This window comes from Streptomyces sp. NPDC021019, assembly GCF_044333295.1.
Classification (GTDB): domain Bacteria; phylum Actinomycetota; class Actinomycetes; order Streptomycetales; family Streptomycetaceae; genus Streptomyces.
Genome location: NZ_JBIRQR010000001.1, coordinates 852,614 through 877,352 on the forward strand (window position 1 = coordinate 852,614; position 24,739 = coordinate 877,352).

26 protein-coding genes are annotated in these 24,739 nt (G+C 71.9%); 14 read left to right on the plus strand and 12 right to left on the minus strand.

Features of this window, described 5'->3' with window-relative positions; genetic code table 11:
• Positions 1-73: 73 nt before the first annotated feature.
• The 5 genes from ACH4RG_RS03945 to ACH4RG_RS03965 all read left to right on the plus strand — a co-directional run bounded on the left by ACH4RG_RS03945 (position 74) and on the right by ACH4RG_RS03965 (position 4,456).
• Positions 74-493: a hypothetical protein gene (locus ACH4RG_RS03945; protein ID WP_397919382.1), complete on the plus strand. Its 420-nt coding sequence runs from the start codon at positions 74-76 to the stop codon at positions 491-493.
• Between the two features lie 331 nt (positions 494-824).
• Positions 825-1,256 carry a hypothetical protein gene (locus ACH4RG_RS03950; RefSeq protein ID WP_397919384.1) on the plus strand — a complete coding sequence of 144 codons (432 nt, stop codon included), beginning with the start codon at positions 825-827 and terminating at the stop codon, positions 1,254-1,256.
• Positions 1,253-3,073: an alpha/beta hydrolase gene (locus ACH4RG_RS03955; RefSeq protein WP_398539075.1), complete on the plus strand. Its 1,821-nt coding sequence runs from the start codon at positions 1,253-1,255 to the stop codon at positions 3,071-3,073. The genes ACH4RG_RS03950 and ACH4RG_RS03955 overlap by 4 nt, the downstream gene beginning before the upstream one ends.
• Positions 3,070-3,657: a hypothetical protein gene (locus tag ACH4RG_RS03960; RefSeq protein ID WP_397919388.1), complete on the plus strand. Its 588-nt coding sequence runs from the start codon at positions 3,070-3,072 to the stop codon at positions 3,655-3,657. The genes ACH4RG_RS03955 and ACH4RG_RS03960 overlap by 4 nt, the downstream gene beginning before the upstream one ends.
• 178 nt (positions 3,658-3,835) lie before the next feature.
• Positions 3,836-4,456, plus strand: a complete 621-nt coding sequence (locus tag ACH4RG_RS03965; protein WP_397927594.1) for a DUF1707 domain-containing protein — start codon at positions 3,836-3,838, stop codon at positions 4,454-4,456.
• A 39-nt stretch (positions 4,457-4,495) separates the two neighbouring features.
• On the opposite strand, the gene ACH4RG_RS03970 is transcribed toward ACH4RG_RS03965, so the two are convergent.
• The 3 genes from ACH4RG_RS03970 to ACH4RG_RS03980 are packed head-to-tail and all read right to left on the minus strand — an operon-like array spanning position 4,496 to position 5,815.
• Positions 4,496-4,723 (minus strand): hypothetical protein, encoded by a 228-nt coding sequence (locus tag ACH4RG_RS03970; protein WP_397919392.1) that lies wholly within the window; start codon positions 4,721-4,723, stop codon positions 4,496-4,498.
• A 37-nt stretch (positions 4,724-4,760) separates the two neighbouring features.
• Positions 4,761-5,000, minus strand: a complete 240-nt coding sequence (locus tag ACH4RG_RS03975; protein ID WP_397919394.1) for a DUF397 domain-containing protein — start codon at positions 4,998-5,000, stop codon at positions 4,761-4,763.
• Entirely contained in the window at positions 4,997-5,815 is an 819-nt protein-coding gene (locus ACH4RG_RS03980; RefSeq protein ID WP_398539076.1) for a helix-turn-helix domain-containing protein, read from the minus strand. The genes ACH4RG_RS03975 and ACH4RG_RS03980 overlap by 4 nt, the downstream gene beginning before the upstream one ends.
• An 82-nt stretch (positions 5,816-5,897) precedes the next feature.
• On the opposite strand from ACH4RG_RS03980, the gene ACH4RG_RS03985 reads away from it, so the two are divergent.
• Complete coding sequence (locus ACH4RG_RS03985) at positions 5,898-6,323, plus strand: hypothetical protein (protein ID WP_397919398.1); 426 nt, start codon at positions 5,898-5,900, stop codon at positions 6,321-6,323.
• A 29-nt stretch (positions 6,324-6,352) separates the two neighbouring features.
• On the opposite strand, the gene ACH4RG_RS03990 is transcribed toward ACH4RG_RS03985, so the two are convergent.
• A complete protein-coding gene (locus tag ACH4RG_RS03990) occupies positions 6,353-7,069 on the minus strand; it encodes an HNH endonuclease family protein (RefSeq protein WP_398539077.1) in 717 nt (238 codons plus the stop codon).
• 155 nt (positions 7,070-7,224) lie between these two features.
• Positions 7,225-8,013, minus strand: coding sequence for a hypothetical protein (locus tag ACH4RG_RS03995; RefSeq protein ID WP_398539078.1), 789 nt, complete (start codon positions 8,011-8,013; stop codon positions 7,225-7,227).
• 335 nt (positions 8,014-8,348) lie between these two features.
• Between ACH4RG_RS03995 and ACH4RG_RS04000 the strand changes: the two genes are divergently transcribed.
• On the plus strand, positions 8,349-9,497 hold the full coding sequence (locus ACH4RG_RS04000) for a hypothetical protein (RefSeq protein ID WP_398539079.1): 1,149 nt from the start codon (positions 8,349-8,351) through the stop codon (positions 9,495-9,497).
• On the opposite strand, the gene ACH4RG_RS04005 is transcribed toward ACH4RG_RS04000, so the two are convergent.
• On the minus strand, positions 9,470-10,255 hold the full coding sequence (locus ACH4RG_RS04005; RefSeq protein ID WP_397919406.1) for an SAM-dependent methyltransferase: 786 nt from the start codon (positions 10,253-10,255) through the stop codon (positions 9,470-9,472). The two genes, ACH4RG_RS04000 and ACH4RG_RS04005, sit on opposite strands and share 28 nt — an antisense overlap.
• A gap of 380 nt (positions 10,256-10,635) precedes the next feature.
• On the opposite strand from ACH4RG_RS04005, the gene ACH4RG_RS04010 reads away from it, so the two are divergent.
• On the plus strand, positions 10,636-11,538 hold the full coding sequence (locus tag ACH4RG_RS04010) for a lysostaphin resistance A-like protein (RefSeq protein ID WP_397919408.1): 903 nt from the start codon (positions 10,636-10,638) through the stop codon (positions 11,536-11,538).
• A 55-nt stretch (positions 11,539-11,593) separates the two neighbouring features.
• Here the strand turns inward: ACH4RG_RS04010 and ACH4RG_RS04015 are convergent, their stop codons facing one another.
• Genes ACH4RG_RS04015 through ACH4RG_RS04030 form a run of 4 tightly spaced genes read right to left on the minus strand, consistent with a single transcriptional unit; the run spans position 11,594 to position 15,430 of the window.
• On the minus strand, positions 11,594-12,793 hold the full coding sequence (locus ACH4RG_RS04015; protein WP_397919410.1) for an ABC transporter permease: 1,200 nt from the start codon (positions 12,791-12,793) through the stop codon (positions 11,594-11,596).
• Complete coding sequence (locus ACH4RG_RS04020; RefSeq protein WP_398539080.1) at positions 12,790-13,722, minus strand: ABC transporter ATP-binding protein; 933 nt, start codon at positions 13,720-13,722, stop codon at positions 12,790-12,792. Before ACH4RG_RS04020 ends, ACH4RG_RS04015 begins: the two co-directional genes overlap by 4 nt.
• On the minus strand, positions 13,719-14,792 hold the full coding sequence (locus ACH4RG_RS04025; RefSeq protein ID WP_398539081.1) for a peptidoglycan-binding protein: 1,074 nt from the start codon (positions 14,790-14,792) through the stop codon (positions 13,719-13,721). The genes ACH4RG_RS04020 and ACH4RG_RS04025 overlap by 4 nt, the downstream gene beginning before the upstream one ends.
• Entirely contained in the window at positions 14,789-15,430 is a 642-nt protein-coding gene (locus ACH4RG_RS04030; RefSeq protein WP_397927599.1) for a hypothetical protein, read from the minus strand. Before ACH4RG_RS04030 ends, ACH4RG_RS04025 begins: the two co-directional genes overlap by 4 nt.
• 134 nt (positions 15,431-15,564) lie before the next feature.
• Between ACH4RG_RS04030 and ACH4RG_RS04035 the strand changes: the two genes are divergently transcribed.
• The 3 genes from ACH4RG_RS04035 (at position 15,565) to ACH4RG_RS04045 (ending at position 18,538) form a co-directional block, all read left to right on the plus strand.
• Complete coding sequence (locus ACH4RG_RS04035) at positions 15,565-16,284, plus strand: response regulator (protein WP_397919418.1); 720 nt, start codon at positions 15,565-15,567, stop codon at positions 16,282-16,284.
• Between the two features lie 164 nt (positions 16,285-16,448).
• On the plus strand, positions 16,449-17,936 hold the full coding sequence (locus tag ACH4RG_RS04040) for an ATP-binding protein (protein WP_397920517.1): 1,488 nt from the start codon (positions 16,449-16,451) through the stop codon (positions 17,934-17,936).
• A gap of 98 nt (positions 17,937-18,034) precedes the next feature.
• Entirely contained in the window at positions 18,035-18,538 is a 504-nt protein-coding gene (locus ACH4RG_RS04045; protein ID WP_397919420.1) for a GerMN domain-containing protein, read from the plus strand.
• A gap of 92 nt (positions 18,539-18,630) precedes the next feature.
• Here ACH4RG_RS04045 and ACH4RG_RS04050 read toward each other — a convergent pair whose 3' ends face one another.
• Positions 18,631-19,230 carry a TetR/AcrR family transcriptional regulator gene (locus ACH4RG_RS04050; RefSeq protein WP_397919422.1) on the minus strand — a complete coding sequence of 200 codons (600 nt, stop codon included), beginning with the start codon at positions 19,228-19,230 and terminating at the stop codon, positions 18,631-18,633.
• Positions 19,231-19,477: 247 nt separating this feature from the next.
• On the opposite strand from ACH4RG_RS04050, the gene ACH4RG_RS04055 reads away from it, so the two are divergent.
• Both ACH4RG_RS04055 and ACH4RG_RS04060 read left to right on the plus strand, forming a co-directional pair.
• Positions 19,478-21,769, plus strand: a complete 2,292-nt coding sequence (locus ACH4RG_RS04055) for a glycoside hydrolase family 3 N-terminal domain-containing protein (RefSeq protein WP_397919424.1) — start codon at positions 19,478-19,480, stop codon at positions 21,767-21,769.
• Between the two features lie 329 nt (positions 21,770-22,098).
• Complete coding sequence (locus tag ACH4RG_RS04060; RefSeq protein ID WP_397919426.1) at positions 22,099-22,752, plus strand: TetR/AcrR family transcriptional regulator; 654 nt, start codon at positions 22,099-22,101, stop codon at positions 22,750-22,752.
• Between the two features lie 114 nt (positions 22,753-22,866).
• On the opposite strand, the gene ACH4RG_RS04065 is transcribed toward ACH4RG_RS04060, so the two are convergent.
• Positions 22,867-23,577, minus strand: a complete 711-nt coding sequence (locus tag ACH4RG_RS04065) for a GDSL-type esterase/lipase family protein (RefSeq protein ID WP_397919428.1) — start codon at positions 23,575-23,577, stop codon at positions 22,867-22,869.
• 58 nt (positions 23,578-23,635) lie between these two features.
• On the opposite strand from ACH4RG_RS04065, the gene ACH4RG_RS04070 reads away from it, so the two are divergent.
• Positions 23,636-24,670 (plus strand): WD40 repeat domain-containing protein, encoded by a 1,035-nt coding sequence (locus tag ACH4RG_RS04070; RefSeq protein WP_397919430.1) that lies wholly within the window; start codon positions 23,636-23,638, stop codon positions 24,668-24,670.
• Positions 24,671-24,739: the final 69 nt, after the last annotated feature.

Below are 24,739 nucleotides of genomic sequence, written 5' to 3' on the forward strand. Positions count from 1 at the left end.
CCGCCCCAGCCGTTCCGTGCACTGCCGTTCCGCGCACCGTCGTTCCGGCGGCCCGTTCTCTGGAGCCCACCGCATGAACAACCTGACCGACCTGACCGACCTGGCCCACCTGAACCGCCCGGCCCACCCGAAGCTCCGGTCCGTCGTCCAGATTCCGAGGCCCACCCCGGCCCGCCCGCTCGACCTGCGCGTCCGCGCCCAGCGGATCCAGATCGACGAGCTCGTCGTCGACGACCCCCGCCAGGTGCTCGCCCACGCCGGACAGGCCGTCGTCGACGACCCGGACACGGCCGCCCTGCTCGGGCACAATCCGGCCACCCCGCTGTCGCTGCCCGCCGCGGCGGCGCTCCTGTGCGCGCTCTACGACACGGACGTCCTCACGGCCATGGGGCTGCGCCTCACCCGCCACACCACGCGTGTCTCCGCCTCCGACCAGCAGACGGAGCCCGTCTCCCTGGTACGGTCCACCGCCCCGGACCGGGAAGACCGGTAGCTCTGGTCCATGCCCACGGCCGGGCGGAGGGAGCGAGGGCTGAAGGAGCGCGAGGCCGAGCAGCGCCGGCCCGGGCCCCGTCAGCAGGTCGGGCCCCGGCGCGTCAGTGGATCGGCGTCCAGTGCGGGAGGGCCTCGTCCAGCACAGTGCACCCGGCGGTCCACTGCCCTAACCGCTTTCCAGCCAGTGCGTATGCAAGCACGAACGCCTGACTGACACTGTTGTCCAGCCATTTCCATGTCTGGAACCCGTTCCCGATCGCGTACACGCACATAGCCTGCGCTAGCCTCTCCGGGCGCAGAAATGGAACGCGGACAGACGGGGGAGTGTCGTGTTTGATGCGGAGCGCTGGCAGGAGCTGTTCGGACCGACCGACGGTGGGCCCGCGTTGAGGCTCGCCTCGGCGTCCAGCGACGCCGGGGCCGGTTCGGGCGGAACCGGGAAACTCAAGTACACCAAGGGCCCTTGGACCAGTGCTTCCGGCACCGCAGGCGACTTACGGACCAGGGCGGAGACGAGCAGGTCGGTTCTCGGGCGCGGTCATGAGGGCGTCGCGGCGGGATTAGCCGGCCTCAGTTCCGTCGCGGCCCTCAAGAGCGTGCTGACGTCCTGGGAAGAACGCCTTCAGGCGGTACGGGACGAGTGCGAGCAACTCAAGGGAAACCTGCTGACGGTCGCCAAGGAGATGGGGGAGTCGGAGACCGGGGTCAAGTCGTCCTTCGCGGGGGTCCAGGTCCCCGGCAAGGCGGATGAGAAGCGATGACAGGGCCCCTCACTTGGCAGCTGCTGCGCGACCTCAAGACCTCCGAGCTCACGCAGGCGGGCGACAAGTGGCACGAGGTATCCGGTCGTTCGGCCTCCGACCGGGCACAGGTCGACCGCGCGATGTCCGCGAAGCTCCGCGAGACCCAGGAGAGCGACTCGGCCGAGGCTGCCCTCGGCAGGCTGCGGCGACTCAGCCGCAACTTCCAGTACGTGCAGACCGAGTGTGGGTTGGTCCGTACAGCGCTCAACGGGCTTGCCGGCGATCTGGCCGAGCCCCAGAGCCAGCTGAAGCAGGCACTTGAGGATGCGGCCTCCCTGAACTTCACGGTCCACGACGACGGCTCCGTCAGCTACCCGGCCGCGAAGGCCGACGACCTGACCGGGGCGAAGCAGGAGGCGCCGGGAGGTAGCTCGCGGGGCAGCTCCCGCCTCCCGCTGGACCCGCCGGGCCTCGGCTCGCCGGGGCAGCAGTCGCTGTATCCCGGCTACTCAGGCTTCAGGCCGGTCAACCCGAACGCTGAGAAGGCCCAGGACGTGGCCGACCGCATCGCCCGAGCTGTGCGGTCCGCGCGGGAGATCGACGCCCGGTACGCGAAGACCCTCAACGGCCTGAAGGCGGAAAAGGGACTCGATGTCACCGCGGCCACGCTGAAGGACGTCTTCAGGGACACGGCCGACGTCCGCTCCACCGCCGGCATGCACCTCGCCGAAGGGATCCCGCAAAACAAGGACCCTGCGGACCGCAAGAAGTGGTGGGACGCGTTGACCGACGAACAGCGGCAGGAGTACGTGAATGTCGCACCGGACCTGATCGGCGGTCTGGACGGCATCCCGGCGGTCGTCCGCGACGAGGCGAACCGGAACTACCTGCCGGTCCTCATCGACGAGTTGGCGCGTCAGGGCGGCGACGAGGCCAGGACCAAACTCGACGCCCTCCGCATGATTCAGGACAAACTCGGTGAGTCGAGTCACCCGCCCATGTTCCTTCTCGGCATCGGGGACGAGGGCAACGGACGCGCGGTCGTCTCGTACGGGAACCCCGATACGTCCAGGCACGTCGCAGCATACGTTCCCGGCCTCGGCACCAGGCTCGACGGCGACTTCGTCACGGACACGATGAAGCGGGCACAGGACACGGCCATCGGAGCCAAGGAGGTGGACCCGTCCACTGCCTCGATCATCTGGCTCGGCTACGACGCTCCGCAGAACATGGACGTGATGACGAAGGGCGACGCGCAACGGGGTGCTCCGGCGTACAACGAGTTCATGGCAGGTCTTTCGGCGACGAACGGGAACGAGGACCCGCATGTGACGGCGATCGGGCATTCCTACGGCTCGCTCACCGTGGGCACGGCCGCCAAGGAGTCCGGCGGGATTCCAGGCGTCGATGACGTGATCCTGCTAGGCAGCCCCGGCGTAGACGCGCAGAGGGCGACGGAACTCGGCGTCGGTAGAGACCATGTGTTCGTGGGCGCAGCTGACAACGACCCGGTCACCCACCTGCCCACGAAGGGGGAGTCGGCGCTCGCCGCGGGGCCCGCCTGGGTACTGGGTGGTCCGGAGGCGGTCAGAAGGGCTAATGACCTTCTCGATGTCGGCAACGATGACCTGCACTTCGGCAAGGACCCGGCGAGTGGGGCCTTCGGAGCACAGCGCTTCGAGGTCAACGATGGGCCCAGGATGGTTCTCGAAGCCGGAATGTTCGATGCTCACTCCCAGTACTTCGATCCGGAGCTGGACGATGTGTCGGCGTTAAACATTGCCAAAATCGTCGGCGGACGTCCGGAGGACATCGTGAGGGAGGAGTATCGATGAGGCGTATCCCGCTTACCATTCGCCTGGCCTGTGCGGTGGTGGCCGGCGCACTGCTTGCCGGATGCGGACTCTTGGGCGATCCCAAGAGCGGAAGAGAGGCTGTGGCAGGCATGGACATGCAGGGGGCTGCGGAGCGCGCGGACGCGATCCTTTACGCGACGGTCGGGGAGATCACACCGGAGATCGAATGGGTTCACCGAGCGACGACGACGGGCAGCTGTGATGTGACGCGGTATTGGACGGTGATGACTGTCATCTCCGAGCAGCGCCGAGGCAACTTCTTGGGTGTTGTGGAGCGCTCCTGGAAGGCGAGTGGCTTTCGGATCAAGACGGTGAGTCCGAGCAGCGAGATGCCTTCGATCATCGTCAGGTCACCGGACGGCTTCGGCATCAGGGTCAGTTTCGGTTACAAGGGGCAGGCGTTCTTCCAGGTCACCAGCCCCTGTGTGGAGAAGTCGAAGGTGGCTGCGCCGGAAAAGGTGGCGAACGGTCGTACGTACGAGGGCGAGATCCCCACCCCCAACGTCCGCTCCGACTTCTGGTCCGCCGAGACCCCGGTCCCGGGCCCCGCCCCCTCGTCCTGACCGTGCGTTGGACTGACAGCTCGATGGTTGCAGAACATCGGTAGTCCACCGCCCCAGCGCTGCTCTGGAGGTGGCGGACCCCATGAGGGCGTCCGCCGTTTCAGGGGGCCCGGCGAGCGCGTGGACGGTGAGGGCTGTCGATAGGCAGTCGCTGCGCCGACTGCCTATCCTTGCGGCTATGACAGCCCAGTTTCCGGAGCCCTCTCCGCGCCCCGTTTCGCCAGGGGGAATTCGTGCCTCTCACGACGACCGGGAAGCCGTAGTTGAGCGGCTGCGTGATGCGGCGGCCGAGGGGCGCATCGATTTCGATGAGCTGGATTCCCGCCTGGAGCTGGCACTGACGGCCAAGACCCATGGGGAACTGGACTGTCTCACCGCCGACTTGCCGGTGCCGCACTCTGCCTCGGCCTCCGCAGCGGAGAACCGGCCGCCACTGGTGCTGAGGGGCGGCATGTTTGGTGCCTCCCTGGGGCCCGGGCGCTGGGACGTTCCGGGACGCGTGATCGCTCACGGAGGCGTGGGGGGCGTGACCCTGGACTTCACCCGGGTGGAGTGCCGTCTATCGGAGGTCGTCGTGGAGGCGTACGCGGAGACATCCGGTGTCACGGTCGTCATCCCCGACGGCTGGGTCGCGGACACCAGCGGCATCGATCCCGGCATCGGCGGCCTCACGGACAAGACCACCTCCGACCGGCTCCCGGGAACTCCGCTGATCCGGCTCACCGGGTCCGGCGCCATGGGCGGAGTGGTCGTCCGTCACCCCAACAAGCGGGAACGGCGCAAGCTGGACGCCTCCTAGGCTCCGCTCGCGGTCGGCCAGGGCGCAGGGCGGCGGGTCCTACACGGTGGTGGTGGGCGTCTTGGAGGCCTTCAGGGTCGTCTTGAGGGCACCCGAGCCGTTCGCCGGCACCTTCTTCACCGTGGTGTAGGAAGCGGCACCGGGCGGCTTGAACCGCAGGCTCACCGAGCAGCCCCCGTAGGAGGCGTACTTCCTGGTCTCCCAGAAGGATGCGGGCGCGCGGACCTCCTTCGACGTGCCGATCACGATCGGCTTGCCGCCGTTCACCTGGACACGGGTGAACGAGACCCCGCCCCCGCGTCGCTCAGGAGGCGGCGAACTCCACGAAGAACGTCCAGGAGGCGGGGGAGACGGCGAGGGTGGGGACGGTGAGGTCCTTGGAGTCGCGGATGTGGACGGTGTGGGGGCAGGTGGCGACCTCTAGGCAGTCGCCGCCCTCGCTGCCGCTGTAGGTGGACTTGGACCAGGTGAGCGCAACCTCGATGCAGTTGCCGCCCTCGCTGCCGCTGTAGCTGGACTTGAACCAGTGGAGGTCGGTGCTCATAGTTCCTCTGCCATCTTCTCGATCGTTTCCAGAGTCCTCTCCGGAGTGTATGCCTGGGCCCGAGTGACGCCATACTTGCCGAACAGGTTCCCCAGCTCCGGGTGTTCGGTGACGAAGAAGCTGCCGCCCTGCCCCTCGATATAGGCGAGTTGCTGCCGCTTGTCGGTCTCCAGCAGGACGAAGGGGCCGTCCAGCGCCGCGTGGTCCTCGCGGTACGGGTCCATCAGCTGGATCCGCACATGCCGGAGGCGCGCCACGTCGGCGAGGTGGTGGAGCTGGGCCTTCATCACCCGGCGGCCCCCGATCGGCCTGGTGAGCACGATCATCTCCAGGATGAAGCTGATGTCGGGCAGCGGCCTGAGGGACAGCAGCTTCTGCCGTGCGAGCCGCGCGGCGACCTTCTCCTCGATCTCGTCGTCGTCATAGTTCGGGTACCGGCTCGTGAAGACCGCCCGCGCGTACGCCTCCGTCTGGAGCAGACCTGGCATGACCTGGTTCTCGTACGTATGCAGGGCCCACGCCTTCTCCTCCTCTTCCGCGAACGGCGTGAACCAGTCCGGCAGCGGGCTGCGCTTCTTCGGCGGCTTCGGTGCAGCAACGATCAGTGCACCTTGTGCACCCAGCACCTCGTCGACCCGCTGTACGAAGACGCCTGTCGGCGGTCGCGCGCCCCGTTCCACCATCGCCACCTGGGACTTGGAGTAGCCGATGCGCTTGCCCAACTGTTCCTGCGACAGCCCGGCCCGCTCGCGGAAGTGCCGGAGCAGCAGGCCGAACATCTCGGCCGTGCTTTCGGGCTGATCACTGGAGTGCACGGGCTCACCTCGTAGGTACACCACTGTTCACAGCTTGCCTGTGACTCTGGTCACGGTACGTGTTCGCCGCAAAGCTGAGCGCATGGAACTGAAGAATTCACCGGATCCGGCGCCCTCCTGGATCCCCGCCGCCGGCCACGCCCTCCGTCACGTGGGCATTCACTTCGACGCCGTCCGTGCCGTCGGCCTGCTCGGCGAGGAAATCGCGTACGAGGTCATGCAGTTCACCGACTTCCACGCCGGGCCCATCGTCCGCTCCGGTATCGGCGAGCGCAGCATGTACTTCCTGCTCGCGCCCGGCACAGCTGCTGGGCACCGGTGGCCCCCCGGGGTGGAGGCGATGAGCAGGAACGCGCGCGGGGACGCGTTCGTCGGGGTTCCGGCGCTGGACGGGGGGACCTGGCCGCTGGACTGGCGGTCGCGGCCCACCGCCCAGGATCCCTTCGTGGACGGTGGGTTGCTGCATGAGATGGCCTGGCTGCGGGCGGGGTGTGCCGTGAGGGAGTGAGCGAGGCCGGCTTGTCGTTCCCGGGTGGGTCAGACCGCCGGTGCGTAGCGGACGATGGTGTCCTCGCAGGGCCCCTCGGCGTACACCTTCAGCGCTTCCAGTTCGCGGTCGTCCGCGGTGAGCTGCCAGCGGAGCTTGGTCGCCACCCATTCCCCCGTGTACCGGCACTGGACCTCCGGGGACGGCGGCATCCAGTCCGCCGGGTCCTTGTCCGCCTTCTGGCGGTTGGTGCGCGACGTGACCGCGACCAGGGAGACGTCCGCACCCTGGTCGTTCGCGTAGGCCTCCCGCTGCTCCGCGGTCCAGGCGGAGGCGCCGGACTCCCAGGCCTCGGCGGGTGCGACGAGGTGGGCGACGTCCAGGGAACCGGCGTCGGTGACCTCCTGGCCGTCGAAGTAGGACGTCCACCTGCCCCCGGTCAGCTTGCAGCCGGACCCCACGGTCGGTGAGACGACCGCTTCGGCGAGGAGGACCTCGGCCCGGGTGTCGCACCCGTCCGTCGGATCCTCACCCGCGTTCCAGTGCCGGAAGGACGAAGCGGTGTAGCCGGAGCGGTTCTCCTCGGTCACCTTGAGCAGGCCGACCGCGTCGGGCAGGGGCGTCACCTCCGCCATCGGAGCGGCGGGAGCCGCCGGAGCGGCGGGAGCGGCCGGAGCCGCCGGAGCTGCCTGAGCGGCGGGAGCCGGGAGAAGAGGGGCGAGGGCGAGGGTGAGCGCGCCGATACCGCGCGCGAGGTTCTTGATCACCAGCGCGTTCTACCGGCCGCGTCCCGCCTTCGCGCAGCCTGCGTGCCCGCAATCACCCGCACGGGTCAGGGAGTGCACCGGAGGAACGCTTCCGCAGCCTGCGCTCAGCATCCCCCGGGTCACCTCGCCCCCCGACGCGCCCCCGCCGACCGCGCCTACCGGATGGCGACCCGGTCCCCGGACGACGAGCTCGCGCCGGACGTCGTGTTGCCGTAGTACGTCCACCGCCACGTCCCCGCGCCGGTGGCCTTCACGGTGGTCTTGAGGGCTCCCGTCTTGCTCGACGTCGCCTTCTTGACCGTCTTGTACGAGGAGGAGCCCGCCGCCTTGAACTGGAGGCTCACCGAGCGGCCCCCGTACCCCTGGTACGTGTGGGTGTCCCAGTTCGCCCGGCTGACCTTTCCGGTCACGGTGAGCGTCTTCCCCTTCACGACCGGCTCCGGCGAGGCGTTGACCGTGACCCGGGTCGCCCGCTTCACCTGCAACGGGAGCTTCTCGTCGTCGATGTCCTCGGCGCCCTTGGGGAGGTACAGCTGCGCGGCGGTCTTCCAGGCGCCGGCGTCCTCGTTCCCGAAGTCGTAGTGCCGCGGGTCGATGGTCAGCCACTCCTCGAAGTCGCAGATCCCTTTCGCCTTGCTCACGACCACGCAGTCGTTGACGAGGATGGAATTCCACAGCGTCTCGCTGGAGCCAATCTTGCCCCGGTAGGGGAACACCGTCGGGTAGGACTTGTGCTTGAGTCTGGTCGTCATCCGGAAGGTCACGTACAGCTCGACCTCCTTCTTGACTCCGATCACGATCGGCTTCCCGCCGTTCACCGTGACCCGGGAGAAGGCGACCCCGCCCTCCGCCGCCCCGGCCGGTACCGCCGCCACCCCGGTGAACACGGCCGCGGCCGCACCGGCCACCACCGCTCTCCGCGTTGCTCTCTTCACGCTCTTCACGTTGATCCCGTCCTCTCCCCAGCCGCCCGGGGCCGCGCGCACGCGCGCCTGCCCGAGGATTTCCTCGCGGCTGACCAGGAGACCAGGGGAGGGGGTGCGCGGTTGTGCGCGGTGCGGCAACGATTTGATCACCACGGCCCGGCCGCGCTACCCAGATGTACATGCGTTTCATCTGATCGAGCGGAGAGTGTTGGGGAGGTAGCTCTCTGCGGTACGGTGATCGTGACATCACGCTCTGTGCGCTCATGTTTTCGCAGCGCATAGGGCGGCCCCCGGGGGTGTTAGCGCACTTACCCGAGGGCCTTCACCACCAGTGGATCAGGAGTCCACCCGCGATGCTTTCGCATGTTATCCCGCCCCCTCGGGGCTATACGAAGGCCCCCAACTGCCTGGTGCGCCACCCGCGTCTCGGCAGTGACGCCAAGGTTCTGGTCCTCTACGTCCAGGGGCTGCCCGAAGGGGACCGCGACAAGGCTCTGGGCGAGCACGCCCGCGCTCTCCGTATGACCGGTCGCGCCTACCAGAAGGCCAAGGCCGACCTCGTGACACACGGGTACGTGCATGAGAAGCGGGAGAGCCTCGACGGAGGGCGCTGGCGGACCGTCCAGGTTTTCAGCAACGAGCCGCTGACGGCTGATCAGGCTGCCCGGCTCCGCGCCGGTGTTCCCGCCGAAGGGTACGGGAACGTGGGCGCTTCCGCCGCTCCGGACGTGTGGCCCGCTCCGAGTACGCACTCTCCGACGGTCGGTGAGCCGACCGGTCGGACGGCCGGTGGTCCATTACCCGCAGACGAAGAACAGGGCGAAGACTCTTCCCACCCACCCACCGAAGCGGTCGTGGGGGCGGAAGGCGAGTCGCGGGAGCAGGGCCACGAGCAGCAGGAGCAGGACCCGGACCCGGACCCGCACCCGGACCCGCACCCGGACCAGGACCCGGGCCCGGACCAGGCCCAAGTCCTCCTCGCCGAGCGCGTGTTGCTCTCGCTGCGGCACCAGGCGCGTGAGCTCTCGCTCGGCGTGCGCGAGGCCCGCAAGCTGGGCGCGCTCGCCGCCGAGTGGCTGCGGCGGGGCGTCAGCGCCGAGGACCTGCGGCTGGCGCTGTGCAGCGCGCTGCCGGAGGACGGGGTGCGTTCGGCCTTCGGGTTCCTGGCGCACCGGCTGGTGGAGAAGCTGCCGCCGCACCCGGAGGTGACGGCGGAGCCATCGCCCCCGGCGTCACCCCTGCCCCAGCCACCACCGCCCCTGACCGCCTGCGACGGGCCCGGCGAGGAGCACATGTTCCGGCCGCACGCGTCATGGGTCACCACGTGCGGGCCCTGCCACCGAGAGCAGCAACGCGCCCACTGGGCGGACGCCCTGGCCCGTGCCGAGGCCGACCCCGAGCCTCCCCGGCCGCCCTGGCGGGAGCTCGTCGCCGCCGAGGCGCGGGCGGGCGGGGGCGTCGAGGGGCCTCCCGGTTACGGGACCCGGGCCACGGCCACGTAGATACCGCTGAACTCCTGGGTGGGCGCGGGCGTGCCGTTGAACCACTCCGGGGCCTTCACCAGGCCGGGGGCGACGATCTCCAGGCCCTCGAAGAAACGCGAGAACTCCTCGCGGCTCCGCAGGGCCAGCTGGATGCCGCCCTTCCTGTACTCGTCCTCGCTCTGCTTCCCGAGTTGCTCGTTCGCGTCGGACGCGCCTTGGGACAGCACGACGTAACTGCCGGGTGCCAGGGCGCTCGTGAACGTACGGACGATGCCGAACGGGTCCTCGGCGTCGGGGAGGAGGTGGAGCAGGCCGAGGAGTGACAGGGCTGTCGGGCGGTCGAAGTCCAGGGTCTCGCGGGCCGCGTCGAGAATGATCGCGGGCTCGCGGACGTCGGCGTGGACGTAGTCCGTCACGCCCTCCGGGCGGCTGACCAGCAGCGCTTCCGCGTGGCGCAGGACGATGGGGTCGTTGTCGCAGTAGACGACCCGGGCGGAGGGGCGGATCTCCTGGGCCGTCTGGTGCAGGTTCGGCTCGGTGGGGATGCCCGTCCCGATGTCCAGGAACTGCGTCACGCCCTCGCTCGCCAGCCAGGCCGTCGCGCGGTTCATGAAGGAGCGCTGCTGCCGGGCGCCGACCTTCGCCTCGACCGGCAGGAGTTCGGCCACCTGCTGGTCCACGGGGTAGTTGTCCTTGCCGCCGAGCAGCGCGTCGTAGACCCGGGCCGAGTGCGGCTTGCTGGTGTCGATCGGGGGATGGGGCGTCGCTGCCGTCATGCCGGACTCCTGATACACGTGGTGTGGACCAATCGGTCGACGCAGTCTGCCACAGCAATACCGGTGCGTCGGAGGGGTGTTCGGGCCCCGGGGTGTCCCGCGTGCCCGCCCCGGGGTCACGCCCGGCCGCACGCGGGTCCGTCCCCGCCGGGCTTCCGCGTTGACCTCGTACGCCGTGCGCGCCGAAGATCGCTGGTGTGAACCCGCCTGCTGACGTGCCCCGGCCTCCGAACTCGCCTCCCTCGTCTCCCCCGTCCCCCTCGTCTCCTCCGTCTCCTTGGTCACCGCCGTCGTCCTCCACTGAACCGCCCCGCCCCTCCGACTCCACCTGGCAGGGCTGGGACCGGCCCCCGGAGTGGAGCCGTCCGCCGACCGGGCCGGTGCGTGCGCCCTCGGGCTCCCGCTACGACGAGCAGGGGCGCAACGGGCAGGGCGGACGGTTCGGCTGGCTGGGCGAACTGCTGGTGGCCCTGCTGCTGGTCGTGCTGGGCGTGCTGGCGGTCAGCGTGGTCGGCGCGATCATCGCGGGGGTGCTGGACGCGGGGCCCGCCTCGGCGGACAGCGAACTCTTCTTCGAGGACCCGGTCGCCGAACTGGCGGTCTCGCTCGTCGGCATCGCGGTCGGCATACCCATCGTCCTGTGGGTCGCCCGCCTCCTCGGTCGGCGGCCCGCCGGGACCGTGTCCTCCGTGGTCGGGCGGCTGCGCTGGGGCTGGCTCGGACGCTGCGCCGCCGTGGGCTTCCCGCTCATGGCCGTCCAGATCGGGCTGCTGATCGCCTGGACCTGGGACGCGGAGCCGCTCACGGAGTCCGGTACGGGCTTCCCGGGCTGGCCCTACTTTCTGCTGAGCCTGGCCGTGGTGCTGGCGCTCGTCCCGTTCCAGGCCGCCGCCGAGGAGTACGTCTTCCGGGGCTGGCTGGTCCAGGTGACCGGCCGGGTCGTGCGGTCACCCTGGCCCGCGATCGTGCTGGCGTCCCTCCTGTTCGCCCTGGCCCACGGGTTCGGCGAACTCTCCGGCTTCCTCCTGCTGCTCTACTCGGCGCTGTGGTGGGGCTGGCTGGTGATCCGTACCGGCGGTCTCGAAGCGGTGATCGTCCTGCACGTCGCCAACAACGTGCTCGCCTTCGGCCTGGCGGCCGGCTTCGGGGAACTCGACGACACCAGCACCGCCGCCGACGCCCCCTGGCAGGCCCTGGTCCTCGAACTCGTCTTCGCCCCGCTGTACTGCCTGACCGTGGCGAAGATCGCCGAGCGGCGTGGCATCGAGCGGGTCAGCCCCTGACGCGCGTCCTTCTCGCGCCGTACCTCCTCAGGTCGCGCTCCTCAGGTCGCGCCCCTCAGGTCGCGTTCAGCGCCACCGTCGGGTGCAGGCGCGAGGCGCGAACCGCCGGGTAGAGGCCCGCGACCACCCCGATCGCCAGGGTCGCGGCCAGGCCGCCCGCCAAGGACCAGGGCGGGACCACCGCCGTCCAGCCCTGCGCCCGCGCGAACCCGTACGTGGCCGCCGAGCCCAGCAACGCGCCCGCGACGCCGCCCAGCGAGGACAGGAGCAGCGACTCGGTCAGGAACTGGAGCCGGATCGCGTTGCGCGTCGCCCCCAGTGCGCGGCGCAGGCCGATCTCCTGGCGGCGCTCCAGCACGGATATGACCATCGTGTTGGCGACGCCCACCCCGCCGACCAGGAGGGCCACCGCGCCGAGCCCGAGCATCAGGGCCGTCAGCCCCTTGTCGGCGGCGGCGCGGGCGGCCAGCGCGTCCGAGGGGCGCGAGACCCGGACACCGGCCTCGTTGCCGGGGCTGACCGTGCGGGCCAGCACGGCCCGTACGTCCTCGACCGAGGCGTCCGTGGAGCGCTCGAAGATCGTGGTGGGGTGGCCGTCGAAGCCGAAGTAGCGTGTCGCGGCGGGGAATCCGATCAGGGCCACCCGGTCCAGGGTCGGGACCAGTTCGACGGGTTCGAGGATCCCGACGACGGCCACCTGGACGTCGTTCAGCATGATCGTCTCGCCGGGGCGGGTGACGCCGAGGCGGTCCGCCGCCACCGCGCCCAGGACGGCGGTGGGCAGGCGCTCCCCGGCCCGGGTCAGCCAGGTGCCCCGGGCCACCTCGCCGCCGAGCGTGGAGAGCAGGTCGGTCCGGGCCGCTTGCGTGGTGACCCCGGCCGTGCGTTCCTCGGGCACGAGATCGCTCCGCCGGATGCGGGCATCGACCTCGGCGGTGGCCGTGGCGTGTCGCACCGGACCGATCCGTTCGACCATCGCCACCGCGTTCTTCGGCAGTCGGACCGTGCCCCCGAGGGGGTCCTCGGCCGCCTCGGCGGTGAGGAGGTTGGTGCCGAGCCGGTCGAGCCGGGACATCAGGTCCGCGCGGCTCGACTCGGACAGGCCGACGACCGCGACCATCGTCGCGATGCCGATGGCGATCCCGAGCGCCGAGAGCACCACCCGGGCCCGGCGCGCCCGCAGCCCGACCGCGCCGACGCGCAGGACGTCCCGGAGGGAGAGGCGGGCGGGCCTGAGGTCATGGGTACGGGTCATGCGCCGGCCTCCGTACGGGGGGTGGGTGCGGTGGGGCGTGCGCCCGGCGTACGGGGGGTGGAGTGGCCGGTCGGCCCGCGTGAGGTGGAGTGGCCTGCCGACATACGTGCGGGGGAGCGTTCGTCCGCCACGATCTCGCCGTCCCTGAAGTGGACCCGGCGCGGCAGCGAGGCCGCGATCCCGTGATCGTGGGTGATCACGCAGACCGTCGTTCCGGACGCGTTCAGCTCGTGCAGCAGCTCCATGACGATCTCGCCGGACGCGCTGTCCAGGGCCCCGGTGGGCTCGTCCGCCAGCAGCAGCCGGGGTTCTCCCACCAGGGCGCGGGCGATGGCCACGCGCTGCTTCTCGCCGCCGGACAGCTCGTTCGGGGTGTGCGAGGTCCGGTGGTCCAGGCGTACGCGGGCCAGCGCCTCGCGGGCCCGGTCGCGCCGCTCCCGGGAGGGGAGGCCGGTGTACAGCAGCCCGTCGGCGACGTTCTCCAGCGCGTCACGGCCCGCCGCCAGGTGGAAGTGCTGGAACACGAAGCCGATGTGCCGGGCGCGCAGGGCGGAGAGGCGGGCGTCGGAGAGCGCGGACACGTCGTATCCGGCGACCCGGACCGTACCCGTGGTGGGCCGGTCCAGGGTGCCCATGACGTTGAGCATCGTGGACTTGCCGGAGCCGGACGGGCCGACCACCGCGAGGAGTTCGCCCTCGTGGACCGTGAGGTCCACGGCGCGCAGGGCGTGGACGTCGCCGGGGTAGGACTTCGTGGCGTTCCGGAGTTCGACGACGGGGACGGCGGAGGCGACCGGGGCGACGGGCGCAGGGGCGATCGGGTGGGCCGAGGGGGCCGAGGGGGCCGAGGGGGCCGAGGGGGCCCACCGGATCTCGGGGGCCGAGGGGGCCGGGCGGTTCTCGGGGGCCCGGGAGGGCGGCGGGGTCATGGTTTCGCCACCCCCACCTTCATGCCCTCGCGCAGCTCCGCGCCGCTGACCTCGATCTGCCCGTCCGCCGCCATGCCCGTCTCCACCCGGACCATCGAGGAGGTCGCGCCCCGGACGATCTGGAGCCCGTACCCCCCGTTCTCGCCGCGCAGCGCCACCACCGCCTCGACCGGCACCGCGAGGACCCCCTCGCGGGCCTCGCTGACGAACGTCACGCTCGCCGCCGCCTCCGCGTCCTCGCCGGCGGCAGCGCCGGGGCCACCGTCGAGGACGACCTCGACGGTGATGCCCTCCGGGGGCCCGTCCTCCGTACCGCCCTCCTCCGGGCGCACCGTCCTGGCGACCTTCCCGGGCACGGTCTTCCCGCTGGGCAGGGCCACCTCCACCTTCGTACCGCGTGCGGTGAGCGCGCCGTCGGCCTGGTCCAGGAGGGCCCGGACGACCGGCTCGGTGGAGGCGATCGTCAGTACGGGCCCGCCCGGGGCGACCTGGTCGGCCAGGGCCGCGTCGGCGGAGACCACCTTGACCCGGTCGGGCTGGAAGACGACGTCGCCCCGGCCGACCCTCCCGGTGGTCTCGCGGTTGAGGTGCTTCTGCCACCGCTTGACGGCGGCCTCCGTGTCCTTGCCGTACTCCGTGTCGACGTACAGCCCGGCCCCGTAACCCAGGTCCCTCAGATTGCGCTCCAGTTGGAGGACGTCGCTGCCCCGGTCGCCCGCCTTCATCTCGCGGAACGCCGGGACCGGCCCGTAGAGGAGCGTGACCGGCTTGTCGTTCAGCTCGTACAGGGCCTGCCCCCGCGTCACGGTCTTCCCCTCGACGGCCGCCACCGTGACCGTGCCCTCCACGGCGGCCTTGACGACGCGGCGCTGGGCGAAGTCGATCCTGCCGTCGACGGTCCTGGAGAGGACGAGGTCGGTGCGGACGACGGCGGCCGTGGCGGGCGGGAGGCCGTCGCCGCCCTTGCGCGGGGTGCCGGCCCCGTCGCCGCCGCCGAAGGACAGGACGCCTCCGGCGACGGCGGCGGTCACCGCGCCCAGCGCGAGGAGGGAAGCGGTGGAACGCTTCACTGCATGCCGTCCAGACCGTCGAGCAGCTTCGACTCGCACGCCGCCCGGGCCTCCTTGTACGCGGGCGACCCGGGGTCGTAGACCGGGGAGGCCGGGTTCGGGTCGCCGCCGGGCACCGCGTTGCCGCCGGACATCACCGGGTTGGTGAACCGGCTGATGCCGTTGTCCCGCATGCACTGGGCGTGCGCCAGCATCGATTCGTAGGACTTCTGCTGGTCGCGCTTGGGCTCGACCGCCATGGACGCCTGGAGCTCGTCCAGGCAGACGTTGTTCTTCCCGGCCTTGATGCCCTCGTTGCGGCCGGGCCGGGAGCCGATCTCGTTGATCTTCTCCCAGTCCAGGTAGCCGCTGAGCTTGGGGTCGGGGAAGTCCTTGTAGCCGCCCTCGGCGCGCATGCACTGGACGAACGCGACCTGGGCGTCGTAGTAGGCGCTCTTGCCGGCGGGCTCGGCGCCCGGGGTGCCCGGGCTGCTCGCCGCCTCGGAGGGCCCGCTCTTCGGGGACGGTACGTCGGCGACGGCGTCGTGGCTCCTGGTACCGGAGGTCCCGTCGCCGCCGCAGGCGACCGTGAGGGCGAGGACGGGCACGGCGACGAAGGCGGCCAGGCGGAGCCCGGCGGTGGTGGTGGGGAAGCTCATGGGCCTCACGCTGGCCGCCGAGGATGATGGCCCGTCCATGGCCAGGTGATGGGAACGTAACAATGCCTCCGACCTGCGCATCCGTCCTTGGGGGAGGAGGCGGAGGCGGCCGGGGCGTGCGCATAATCGGCCCCATGCCGCATGTGCTGCTCATCGAGGACGACGCGTCCGTACGGGACGGGATGGAGCTCGTGCTGCGCCGGCACGGGTACGGCGTGGAGACCGCCGCCACCGGCGAGCAGGCCCTCGCGCTGCTGGCCGGAGAGCGGGGCGCGCGGGTCGAACTGGCCGTGCTCGACCTGATGCTGCCCGGCATGGACGGCTTCGAGGTGTGCCGCCGCATCCGGGACCGTACGGCGACGCTGCCCGTCATCATGCTGACCGCACGCGGCGACGACCACGACATCGTGACCGGGCTGGAGGCGGGGGCCGACGACTACGTGGTCAAGCCGGTCACCGCCCCCGTCCTGGAGGCCCGTATCCGGGCCGCCCTGCGCCGCGCGGAACCGCGTCCCCGGCAGGGGTCCGCCGGGCAGCAGGTACCCGACGCCGACCGCGCCGAGCACGCCGGCCTGGTGATCGACCGGGCCGGGCTGACCGTCACCAAGCACGGGACGGCCGTTCCCCTCCCGCCCACCGAGCTGCGGGTCCTGCTGGAGCTGTCGGCCTCGCCCGGCCGGGTCCTCACCCGGGAGCAGCTCCTCGCCTCGGTGTGGGACCACACCTTCCTGGGCGACTCCCGGCTGGTGGACGCGGCGGTGGGCCGGCTCCGGGCCAAGATCGAGGACGTGCCGGCCCGACCCCGGTACGTACAGACCGTGCGGGGTTTCGGCTACCGCTTCGGGCCGCTGTGAGACGGCCCGTCCGCGGGGGCTCCTTCCGGCCCGTCTCCCCGGGGACCTCCCATCCGGGCCTCCGGGGACCCTCCCGCCCGGGCCTCCGGGGACCCTCCCGCCCGGGGGCCCGGCGCTCGTTCCGGCGCTCCGTCGGGCGCGGATCGCGGCGGTTCGTCGGCGGGCTGCGGGTCAGGCTCGTCGTCACCTTCGTCCTCGTCGCCCTCGTCAGCGCGGTGACCGCGACCGCCCTCGCCTACCGGGACGCCCGCACCGCCGTTCTCCAGCGCACCCAGAACACCGCCGTGAACGACGTCCGGGAGCGGGTCGCCGCCGTCGCCGCGGGGGTCGATCTGCCGCCCGACCAGAGGGCGTTGGCCCGGTTCGCGGCGAAGGTCTCCGAGGGCCTGGGCGAGCGCGTCGTGGTCGCCCGCCACCAGGACCTGTCCGCCGTCTCCGACGCCTACGCCGACACGGAGGGCCGGATCACCACCGAGCTGCGGGCCGCCGTCCGGTCGGGGGACGGGGCCCGGTTCCAGCGGGTCCAGTGGCGGGGCGATCCGTATCTCGTCGTCGGCACGCCCGTGACGTACGCCGACGGGGACCGGCGCACGTCGGGCCTGGAGGTCTTCGTGATCACCGACCTGCGGGCCGAGCGCGACGACACCGCCGCCCTGCTGGACTCCGTACGGACGGGGACCGTGCCCGTGGTGGTGCTGGCCGCGCTGCTGGCGCTGCTGGCCGCCGGGACGGTCCTGCGGCCGGTACGGAAGCTGGGGCGGGCCACCCGCGAGCTCGCCGCCGGGGACCTCGGCAGCCGGGTCGCGGTGCGCGGCCACGACGAACTGGCCGACCTGGCACGGACGTTCAACGAGACCGCCGACGCACTCCAGGCGTCCGACGCGGAGTTGCGGGCGCAGGAGGCGAAGGCGCGCCGGTTCGTGGCGGACGTGTCGCACGAACTCCGCACGCCCCTGGCGGCGATGACGATGGTGGCGACGGTCCTGGAGGAGGACGCCGACCAGTTGCCGCCGGACGCCGCCCACGCCGCCCGTACCGTCGGCGCGGAGACCGCCCGGCTCTCCCGGCTGGTCGAGGACCTGATGGAGATCTCCCGCTTCGACGCCGGGGCGGCCCGTCTCAACGCCTCCGTGACGGACCTCGCCGACACCGTACGGGCGTCGCTGGCGCTGCGCGGGTGGACGGACCGGGTCACCGTCGAACTCCGCGAGGACGTGAGGGCGGTGGTCGACCGGCGGCGGATCGACGTGATCGTGGCGAACCTGGTGGGCAACGCGCTGCGGCACGGGGCGCCCCCGGTCACGGTCACCCTGGCCGTGCCCGGCGGCGACCGGGTGGAGTTGGAGGTCGCCGACCACGGCCCGGGGCTGCCGTCGGAGGCCCGGGAGCGGGTCTTCGACCGGTTCTACAAGGCGGACGCGGCGCGGACGCGCCGGACGAGCGAGGACGGGGGCCGGGGCAGCGGCCCCGGGGAGTCCGATTTCCCCGGGCAGGGCGGAGCCTTCGGGCAGGGCAGCGGCCTCGGCATGGCCATCGCCCTGGAGAACGCCCGGCTGCACGGCGGAACCATCGAGGTGGGCCAAGGGCCGGAGGGCGGCGCGGTGTTCACGCTTCGGCTGCCCTTGCGACACCCGGAGGAGGGAGACGGGTGAGGGGCGCGCGGGGAGGAGCGCGGGCGAGACGTTCGCGGGGTGAGGTGGGTCGAGGACGCCTGCGGGGTGACGCGGGGAGAGGGCGCCTGCGGGGTGAAGTGAGGAGAGGATGCCTGCGGGGGATCGTCCTCACGGCGTTGGGGGCCGTGCTCGTCGGGTGCGGGGTCCAGCCGACCGGGGTGATAGAGGCGGGCGAGCCCGCGACCGGGCTGACGCGTGGGATGCGGCTGTACTACGCCTCCGACACCGGGCTGCGGGCCGTGCCCGTGCTCGACCGGGACATCAGCAGCCTCGACGCGGTGATGAAGCTGCTCGCCCAGGGGCCGACGGCCGCCGAGCGGCGCGAGGGGCTGACCACGCTGCTCCACGCCCCCAGCGGCTACTCCGTGACCGGGGACGGGTCCCGCGTCACCGTCGAGCTGGCGGGATCGTACTGGGCGGAGGCGCGGGAACAGGTGACGGGGCAGCTGGTCTGCACGCTCGCCAGCTTCCAGTCCGTGCGCGAGGCGGGGGTCCGGGCCGACGACGTGGAGGTGACGATCCGCCCGGGGGAGGGGCCGGTGCTGGGGCCGCTGCGGTGTGCGGGGTATCTGGGCGGCTGAGGAGCGCGGCGGGCGGACCCGGCCGTGGGGCGGGGCAGGGGTCCGGCCGTGGGGCGGGGCCTGCTGCTCGGCCGAGAGGAGCGGCAGGTCCGTCAGAACCGTACGGTCACCTGCGTCTGGACGTGGGCCCGCAGCACCCCCGCCATGTCCGTCGCGCAGTCGCTGATCAGCCACTGGATCTGGAGTCCGTCCATCAGCGCGATGAGCTGCTGCGCGGCGGCCGACGGGTCGACGTCCTCCCGGAGCTCGCCCGCCTCCCGGGCCTGGCGGTAGGCCAGTTCGGTGTTGGCGAGCGAGGTGCGGTAGCGGGCCTCGAAGTACGCGTGCGCCGGGTGGTCGGGGGAGGTGGCCTCCGCCGCGACCACCGAGAACAGCTCGACGATCCCGCGCCGCTTGGCGTTCAGCTCCGCGAGGTCGATCAGCCGGCGCAGATGGTCGACGCCCCGGGTCACGCCCAGGGCCAGCCACGCGTCGTCCACGTCGTCGCGATGCTGGAGCACGGCGAGGAGCAGGGCCTCCTTCGTCGGGAAGTGGTGGAGGAGACCCGGGTGGGAGATGCCGCAGCGGGTGGCGATCACCCGGAGCGACGCGCCCCGGTAGCCGGCCTCGCCGAACAGGGCCATCGCCTGGTCGAGGATCTCCGTCCGTCTGGCCCTGCCCTTGGCGTAGCCGCGCGGCGTCCCGGAGGTCACGCGCGATCACCCGCCGCACCCGCCAGGCCGGCCGGACCTGAGGAACCCGCTGAACCCGCCAGGCCGTCCGGCTCTGTGGAACTCGCTGAACCCGTACTCGACGTCATCGGAATCGGACACCTCTCTCGCACCGCCGCTCCGCTCCGGTCAGATTCTCACAGGAGCGAATCCCGGTTCCCCCAATACTTACCAAGCGGTCGGGATTGAGCGTACGGTACGGCGGAGTGCTTTCGTGAAAGGAACTCCTGTGGGCCTCAAGCCGCCGTACCTCGACCCCGCGCTGCCCGTCGCGGAGCGGGCCGCCGACCTCCTGGGGCGCATGACGCTGCCCGAGAAGGTCGGCCAGATGCTCCAGCTCAACGCCAAGGAGGGGGTGCGGCACCTCGTCGAGGACCTGCACGCGGGCTCGATCCTGCACGCCTCGCCGGAGCGGGTGAGTGAGGCCGCCGTGCTCACCGGCAAGACCCGGCTGCGCATCCCACTGCTCGTCGCCGAGGACTGCATCCACGGGCACTCCTTCTGGGAGGGGGCCACGATCTACCCGACGCAGCTCGGGATGGCCGCCACCTGGGACCCGGAGCTGGTGGAGCGGATCGCCCGGGCCACGGCGGTCGAGGTCGCGGCGACCGGGGTGCACTGGACGTTCTCGCCGGTGCTCTGCATCACCCGGGACCTGCGGTGGGGCCGGGTGAGCGAGACGTTCGGCGAGGACCCGTTCCTGATCGGCGAGCTGGCCTCCGCGATGGTGCGCGGCTACCAGGGCGACGGCCTCGACGACCCGACCGCGATCCTGGCCTGTGCCAAGCACTTCGCCGGGTACTCGGAGACCCAGGGCGGCCGGGACGCCAGCGAGGCCGACATCTCGCGGCGCAAGCTGCGCTCCTGGTTCCTGCCGCCGTTCGAGCGGGTCGCCGAGGAGGGCTGCCGCACGTTCATGCTCGGCTACCAGTCGATGGACGGCGTGCCGATCACCGTGAACAATTGGCTGCTCAACGAGGTGCTGCGCGGTGAGTGGGGCTACACCGGGACCCTGGTCACCGACTGGGACAACGTCGGCCGCATGGTGTGGGAGCAGAAGGTCTTCGCCGACTACGCGCAGGCGTCGGCGGCGGCGGTCCGCGCGGGCAACGACATGGTGATGACCACGGCTGACTTCTTCGCCGGAGCCCAGGAGGCGGTGGCGCAGGGCATGTTGACGGAGGCAGAGATCGACGCCGCCGTACGCCGGATCCTGACGCTCAAGTTCGAGCTGGGCCTCTTCGAGGACCCGCGCCACCCCGACGCGGCCCGGCAGGCCGAGGTCATCGGCAGCGGGGCGCACGCCGTGCTGAACCTGGAGGCGGCCCGCCGATCGCTGGTGCTGCTGACCAATGACGGCACGCTGCCGTTCGCGGGCGGCCTGGCGGCGGACGAGGAGGGCCGGGGCAGGCCCCTCGCCTCCGGTGGCCCCCGTACGGTGGCGGTCGTCGGCCCCAACGCGGACGACCCGCAGACCCAGTTGGGCGACTGGGCCGGATCGTCGGGCCAGGCCGACTGGCTGCCGGAGGGCCAGCCGCGCGCCATGATCCGTACCGTCCTCGACGGCTTCCGCGGCCACGTGCCCGCCGACTGGACGGTCACGTACGCGCCCGGGGCCCGGATCCTCGACGTGGGCCCCGACCCGGAGGGCGCGTTCTTCCCGGACGGCCAGCCCCGCCCGGAGGTGGTCGTCCCGGCGGCCCCCGACGCCCGGCTGATCGCGGAGGCGGTCGCCGCCGCCGAGACCGCCGACCACGTGGTGGCCGTCGTCGGCGACCGGATCGAGCTGATCGGCGAGGGCAAGTCCACCGCCACGCTCGAACTCGTGGGCGACCAAGTGGCGTTGCTCGACGCCCTGGCGGCGACGGGCAAGCCGCTGGTGATCGTGGTGATCAGCTCCAAGCCGCTGGTGCTGCCGCCGTCCGCGCTCGGAGCGGCGGCGATCGTGTACGCGGCCAACCCGGGGATGCTCGGCGGCCGGGCGGTCGCGGAGCTGCTGCTCGGCCTGATCGAGCCGACCGGCCGGCTGCCGCTGTCCTTCGCCCGGCACGCGGGCCAGCAGCCGACGTACTACAACCAGGTGCGCGGCCAGCACGGCTCGCGCTACGCGGACCTCACCCAGCGCCCTGCGTTCGCGTTCGGCGAGGGGCTGAGCTACACGACGGTCGACTACGCGGGCCTGGAGGTGCTGACGTCGGTGGTCGACGCGACGGAGACCGTACGGGCCCGGGTCACGGTGACCAACACGGGGACGCGGCCCGCGCTGGAGACCGTACAGGTGTACGTGAGCGACACGGTGACCTCGGTGACCTGGGCGGAGAAGGAGCTGAAGGCCTACCGTCAGGTGGCGCTGGCCCCCGGGGAGTCGCAGGAGATCCTCTTCGCACTCCCGGCGGCCGACTGCACCCTCGTGGACGCGGAGGGCCGCCGCGTGGTGGAGCCGGGCCGCTTCGAGTTGCTGGTGGGCCCGTCGTCCCGCGACGAGGTTCTGCTGCGGGGGGAGTTCACGGTCAAGGGCTGAGCCGGGTGCCGTGGCCGGCGGGGCTGCTCCCGGCTCCCCGTCGGCCCTGGTCCTCACGCACCCGTCACGGGCCCGGCGGGCCCGGCGGGGCGCGGCCGGGGCTCTGCCGGGGCTCTCGTGAGGTGAGTGCCGGACGAGTACGGCGTGAGGGCGGGGCGAGATCGGGGCGCATCCGGGGCGGGTGAAGAAGAAGCGTTTCCGCGTGCGGGTATTCCCCCATTTGGGTGTGGCGTGGCCGCCCGGACGGCGGTGGGGCGAGCACAATGGGGCGGCGGTTCGTGCAGAGGCGCGCAGGCCCCTCTCCCGCACCTTGCGCTCAAGGAGGACCGGTGGCGGAGAGCTGGACGGTTCAACGGACCGGGCCCGGGGATGCCGCGCGCACGCAGGCGCGCGAACAACTTCTGGAAGCAGCCAGGGAGTTGTACGGCATCAACGGATACCGGGCCACCGCCGAGCATGATGTGTGCGCGGCGGCCGGTGTGCCGGTCGAGGTGCTGCGTCAGGAGTACGGCTCCCGGGAGGGGCTGCTCATCGCCCTCCACAACCGGGTCACGACGACCGGGCTGCGGGCGGCGGAGAACGCCCTCCTGGTCGACGGCATCGACAAGCGCTCGATCGCGGAGCGGGTCCGGCTGCTCTTCGACGCATACGTGGAGAGCGTCACCAGCGACCCGCGCGAGGCCCGGGTCACGTTCGTCGAAGTGCTGGGTGTGAGCGCCGTGGTGGACGAGCACTGCAAACTCTGGCGGGCCCTGTGGACGGAGTTCCTGACCGGGGAGGCCGAACGGGCGGTGGAGCGCGGCGAGGCGGAGGACCGGGACCACCGGGTGGACGTGATGGTGATGGTCGGCACGGTGCACGAGCTGATGGCCCACCACACCCGCCGCAGCCGCCGGGCCCGCCCGGAGGAGGTTTCGGGGGAACTGACCCAGCTGGCGCTGTCGATGCTGGGCGCGCGCGAAGCGGGTGAGCCGGCGGGGTGAGCCGGGACGGTCGGAGCTCCGTGGCTCGGCCGTACGCGCCGGGGCGCGGGAGCCGGGGCGGCCGGGGCTCCCCTGGCCGACGGGAACGTCGGCGGCGCATCGGGCGGGCGCTGATCAGGCCGGCAAGGGCAGCGCCGGAACCGGCCGGCCCGCGTACGGTCCGCCCAGCCCCCATGCCTGGTGCATCGCGTCGGCGAAGGCGGCGGCGAGTCTGTGCTCGCCCGTCGGGCCGGGGTGGGTGCCGTCGTAGGTGTCCGTGCGGATGTCGTACGCCGTGGGGCGCGAGGCCAGCAGGAGCGGTGAGGACGGTTCGTCGAGGTCGGCCACGGCCTGGGCGAGGAGGTCGTTGAAGCGGGCGCAGGAGGCGGCGAAGGGGGCGTCCGTGACGGCCCGGATGTTCGGTATCACCGGGAGCAGCACCATGCGCAGGTGCGGGTTGGACGTGCGGGCCGCCGTGATGAACGCGCGGGCGTTGGCCGCCGTCTGCTCGGCGTCCGTGTAGAACCCGAGGTCTATCAGGCCGAGCGAGATCAGCAGGACGTCCGCCTCCGCCTCGCGCACCGCGTCCGCGATCACCGGGGCCATGTGCAGCCAGCCCTCGCCCCAGCCGGACAGGTGCCGGCGGGCGGCGGGCGGGAAGGACGGGTCGGCGTACGCGTGGGAGACCGGGGCGTTCGCCTCGATGTCGTACAGCGTCGTGCGCGGGCCGACGATCTCGTACCGGAGGCCGGGGAACGCCTCGAAGTGCTGCCACATCCGGTAGCGCCAGGTGAAGTCGCCGGTGGCGCCGATGGTCATGGAATCGCCGACCGGGAGAAAACGCATGGCGTCATCATGGCCGATCACGGCTCCGGCCTGCGACGTGACGATGGACACTTGGGCCATGAGCTCGTATCCGACCGGCCCGGCGGGCCGCGCCGCCGCCCTCGCCGCCGCTCTCGCCGTCGCCCTGCCGCTCTTCGCCGGGGCCGGTCCGGCCGTGGCCGACGACGGACGGCCCGACCGTGACTTCACGATCGAGGACCCCCGTATCACCGAGTCCAGTGGCCTCGCCGCCAGCCGCGCGCACCCGGGCGTCTACTGGACGCACAACGACAGCGACGACGGCCCCTACGTCTACGCCGTCGACTCCCGCACCGGGAAGACCCTCGCGACCCTCACGATGCGGGGCGTGGGGGAGCCGAGGGACGTCGAGGGCATCTCGATCGGTCCGGACGGCGACCTGTACGTCGGCGACATCGGCGACAACCTCGACGGCACCTGGGACCACGTCTGGATCTACCGCTTCCCCGAGCCGAAGACCCTGCGCGACGCCACCGTCACGGCCGTGCAGTACGACGTGACGTACGCCGACGGGGCGCGCAACGCCGAGGCGCTGATGGTCCACCCGAAGACCGGCCGCGCCTACATCGCCTCCAAGAACGAGGACGGCGGCGGGCTCTACGAAGGCCCCGCGAAGCTCACCGCCGACTCCCCGAACGTGTTCCGGCGGGTCGGCGAGGTGCCGTGGGTCACGGACGGGGCCTTCTCACCGGACGGGACCCGGCTGGTGCTGCGCTCGTACTTCAGCGCTCGCGCGTACGCCTTCGAGAACGGCCGGCTCGGTGAGGACCGGTCGGTCGCCGCCCCGTTCCAGCGGCAGGCGGAGTCGGTGACGTACACGGCGGACGGCTCGGCCCTGATGTTCGGCTCGGAGGGGGCCCGCAGCGAGGTCGTCCGCGTGGAGACGGAGGGCGGGCCGGGGAGCGGTTCGGGTTCCGGGTCCGGCGAGGGTTCCGGTTCCCCGTCGAAGGGCGGCGACCCGGGGAGCGCCGACGACGCGGATGAGGGCGGCAGCGGCGACGCGGCCCTCGGGGCCGCCGTCCTCGTGGGGGCGGTGGCCGTCTGGTTCGCGTTGAAGCGGCGGCGGCGCGGATAGGCGGACGGAGGGCGGCAGGGGCCTTCCACGGCCGCGACCGCCGTTCCTTCCGCCGCCGCGACCGCCGTC

Excerpts from the sequence above, each read along its gene's own strand:
- ACH4RG_RS04070 (WP_397919430.1), top strand. The coding sequence starts at position 23,636 with ATGAGCTCGTATCCGACCGGCCCGGCGGGCCGCGCCGCCGCCCTCGCC.
- ACH4RG_RS04030 (WP_397927599.1), bottom strand. The coding sequence starts at position 15,430 with ATGAGCTTCCCCACCACCACCGCCGGGCTCCGCCTGGCCGCCTTCGTC.
- ACH4RG_RS03955 (WP_398539075.1), top strand. The coding sequence starts at position 1,253 with ATGACAGGGCCCCTCACTTGGCAGCTGCTGCGCGACCTCAAGACCTCC.
- ACH4RG_RS04000 (WP_398539079.1), top strand. The coding sequence starts at position 8,349 with ATGCTTTCGCATGTTATCCCGCCCCCTCGGGGCTATACGAAGGCCCCC.
- ACH4RG_RS03965 (WP_397927594.1), top strand. The coding sequence starts at position 3,836 with ATGACAGCCCAGTTTCCGGAGCCCTCTCCGCGCCCCGTTTCGCCAGGG.
- ACH4RG_RS03960 (WP_397919388.1), top strand. The coding sequence starts at position 3,070 with ATGAGGCGTATCCCGCTTACCATTCGCCTGGCCTGTGCGGTGGTGGCC.
- ACH4RG_RS04020 (WP_398539080.1), bottom strand. The coding sequence starts at position 13,722 with ATGACCCCGCCGCCCTCCCGGGCCCCCGAGAACCGCCCGGCCCCCTCG.
- ACH4RG_RS04005 (WP_397919406.1), bottom strand. The coding sequence starts at position 10,255 with ATGACGGCAGCGACGCCCCATCCCCCGATCGACACCAGCAAGCCGCAC.
- ACH4RG_RS04065 (WP_397919428.1), bottom strand. The coding sequence starts at position 23,577 with ATGCGTTTTCTCCCGGTCGGCGATTCCATGACCATCGGCGCCACCGGC.
- ACH4RG_RS04015 (WP_397919410.1), bottom strand. The coding sequence starts at position 12,793 with ATGACCCGTACCCATGACCTCAGGCCCGCCCGCCTCTCCCTCCGGGAC.
- ACH4RG_RS03975 (WP_397919394.1), bottom strand. The coding sequence starts at position 5,000 with ATGAGCACCGACCTCCACTGGTTCAAGTCCAGCTACAGCGGCAGCGAG.
- ACH4RG_RS04035 (WP_397919418.1), top strand. The coding sequence starts at position 15,565 with ATGCCGCATGTGCTGCTCATCGAGGACGACGCGTCCGTACGGGACGGG.
- ACH4RG_RS03985 (WP_397919398.1), top strand. The coding sequence starts at position 5,898 with ATGGAACTGAAGAATTCACCGGATCCGGCGCCCTCCTGGATCCCCGCC.
- ACH4RG_RS03945 (WP_397919382.1), top strand. The coding sequence starts at position 74 with ATGAACAACCTGACCGACCTGACCGACCTGGCCCACCTGAACCGCCCG.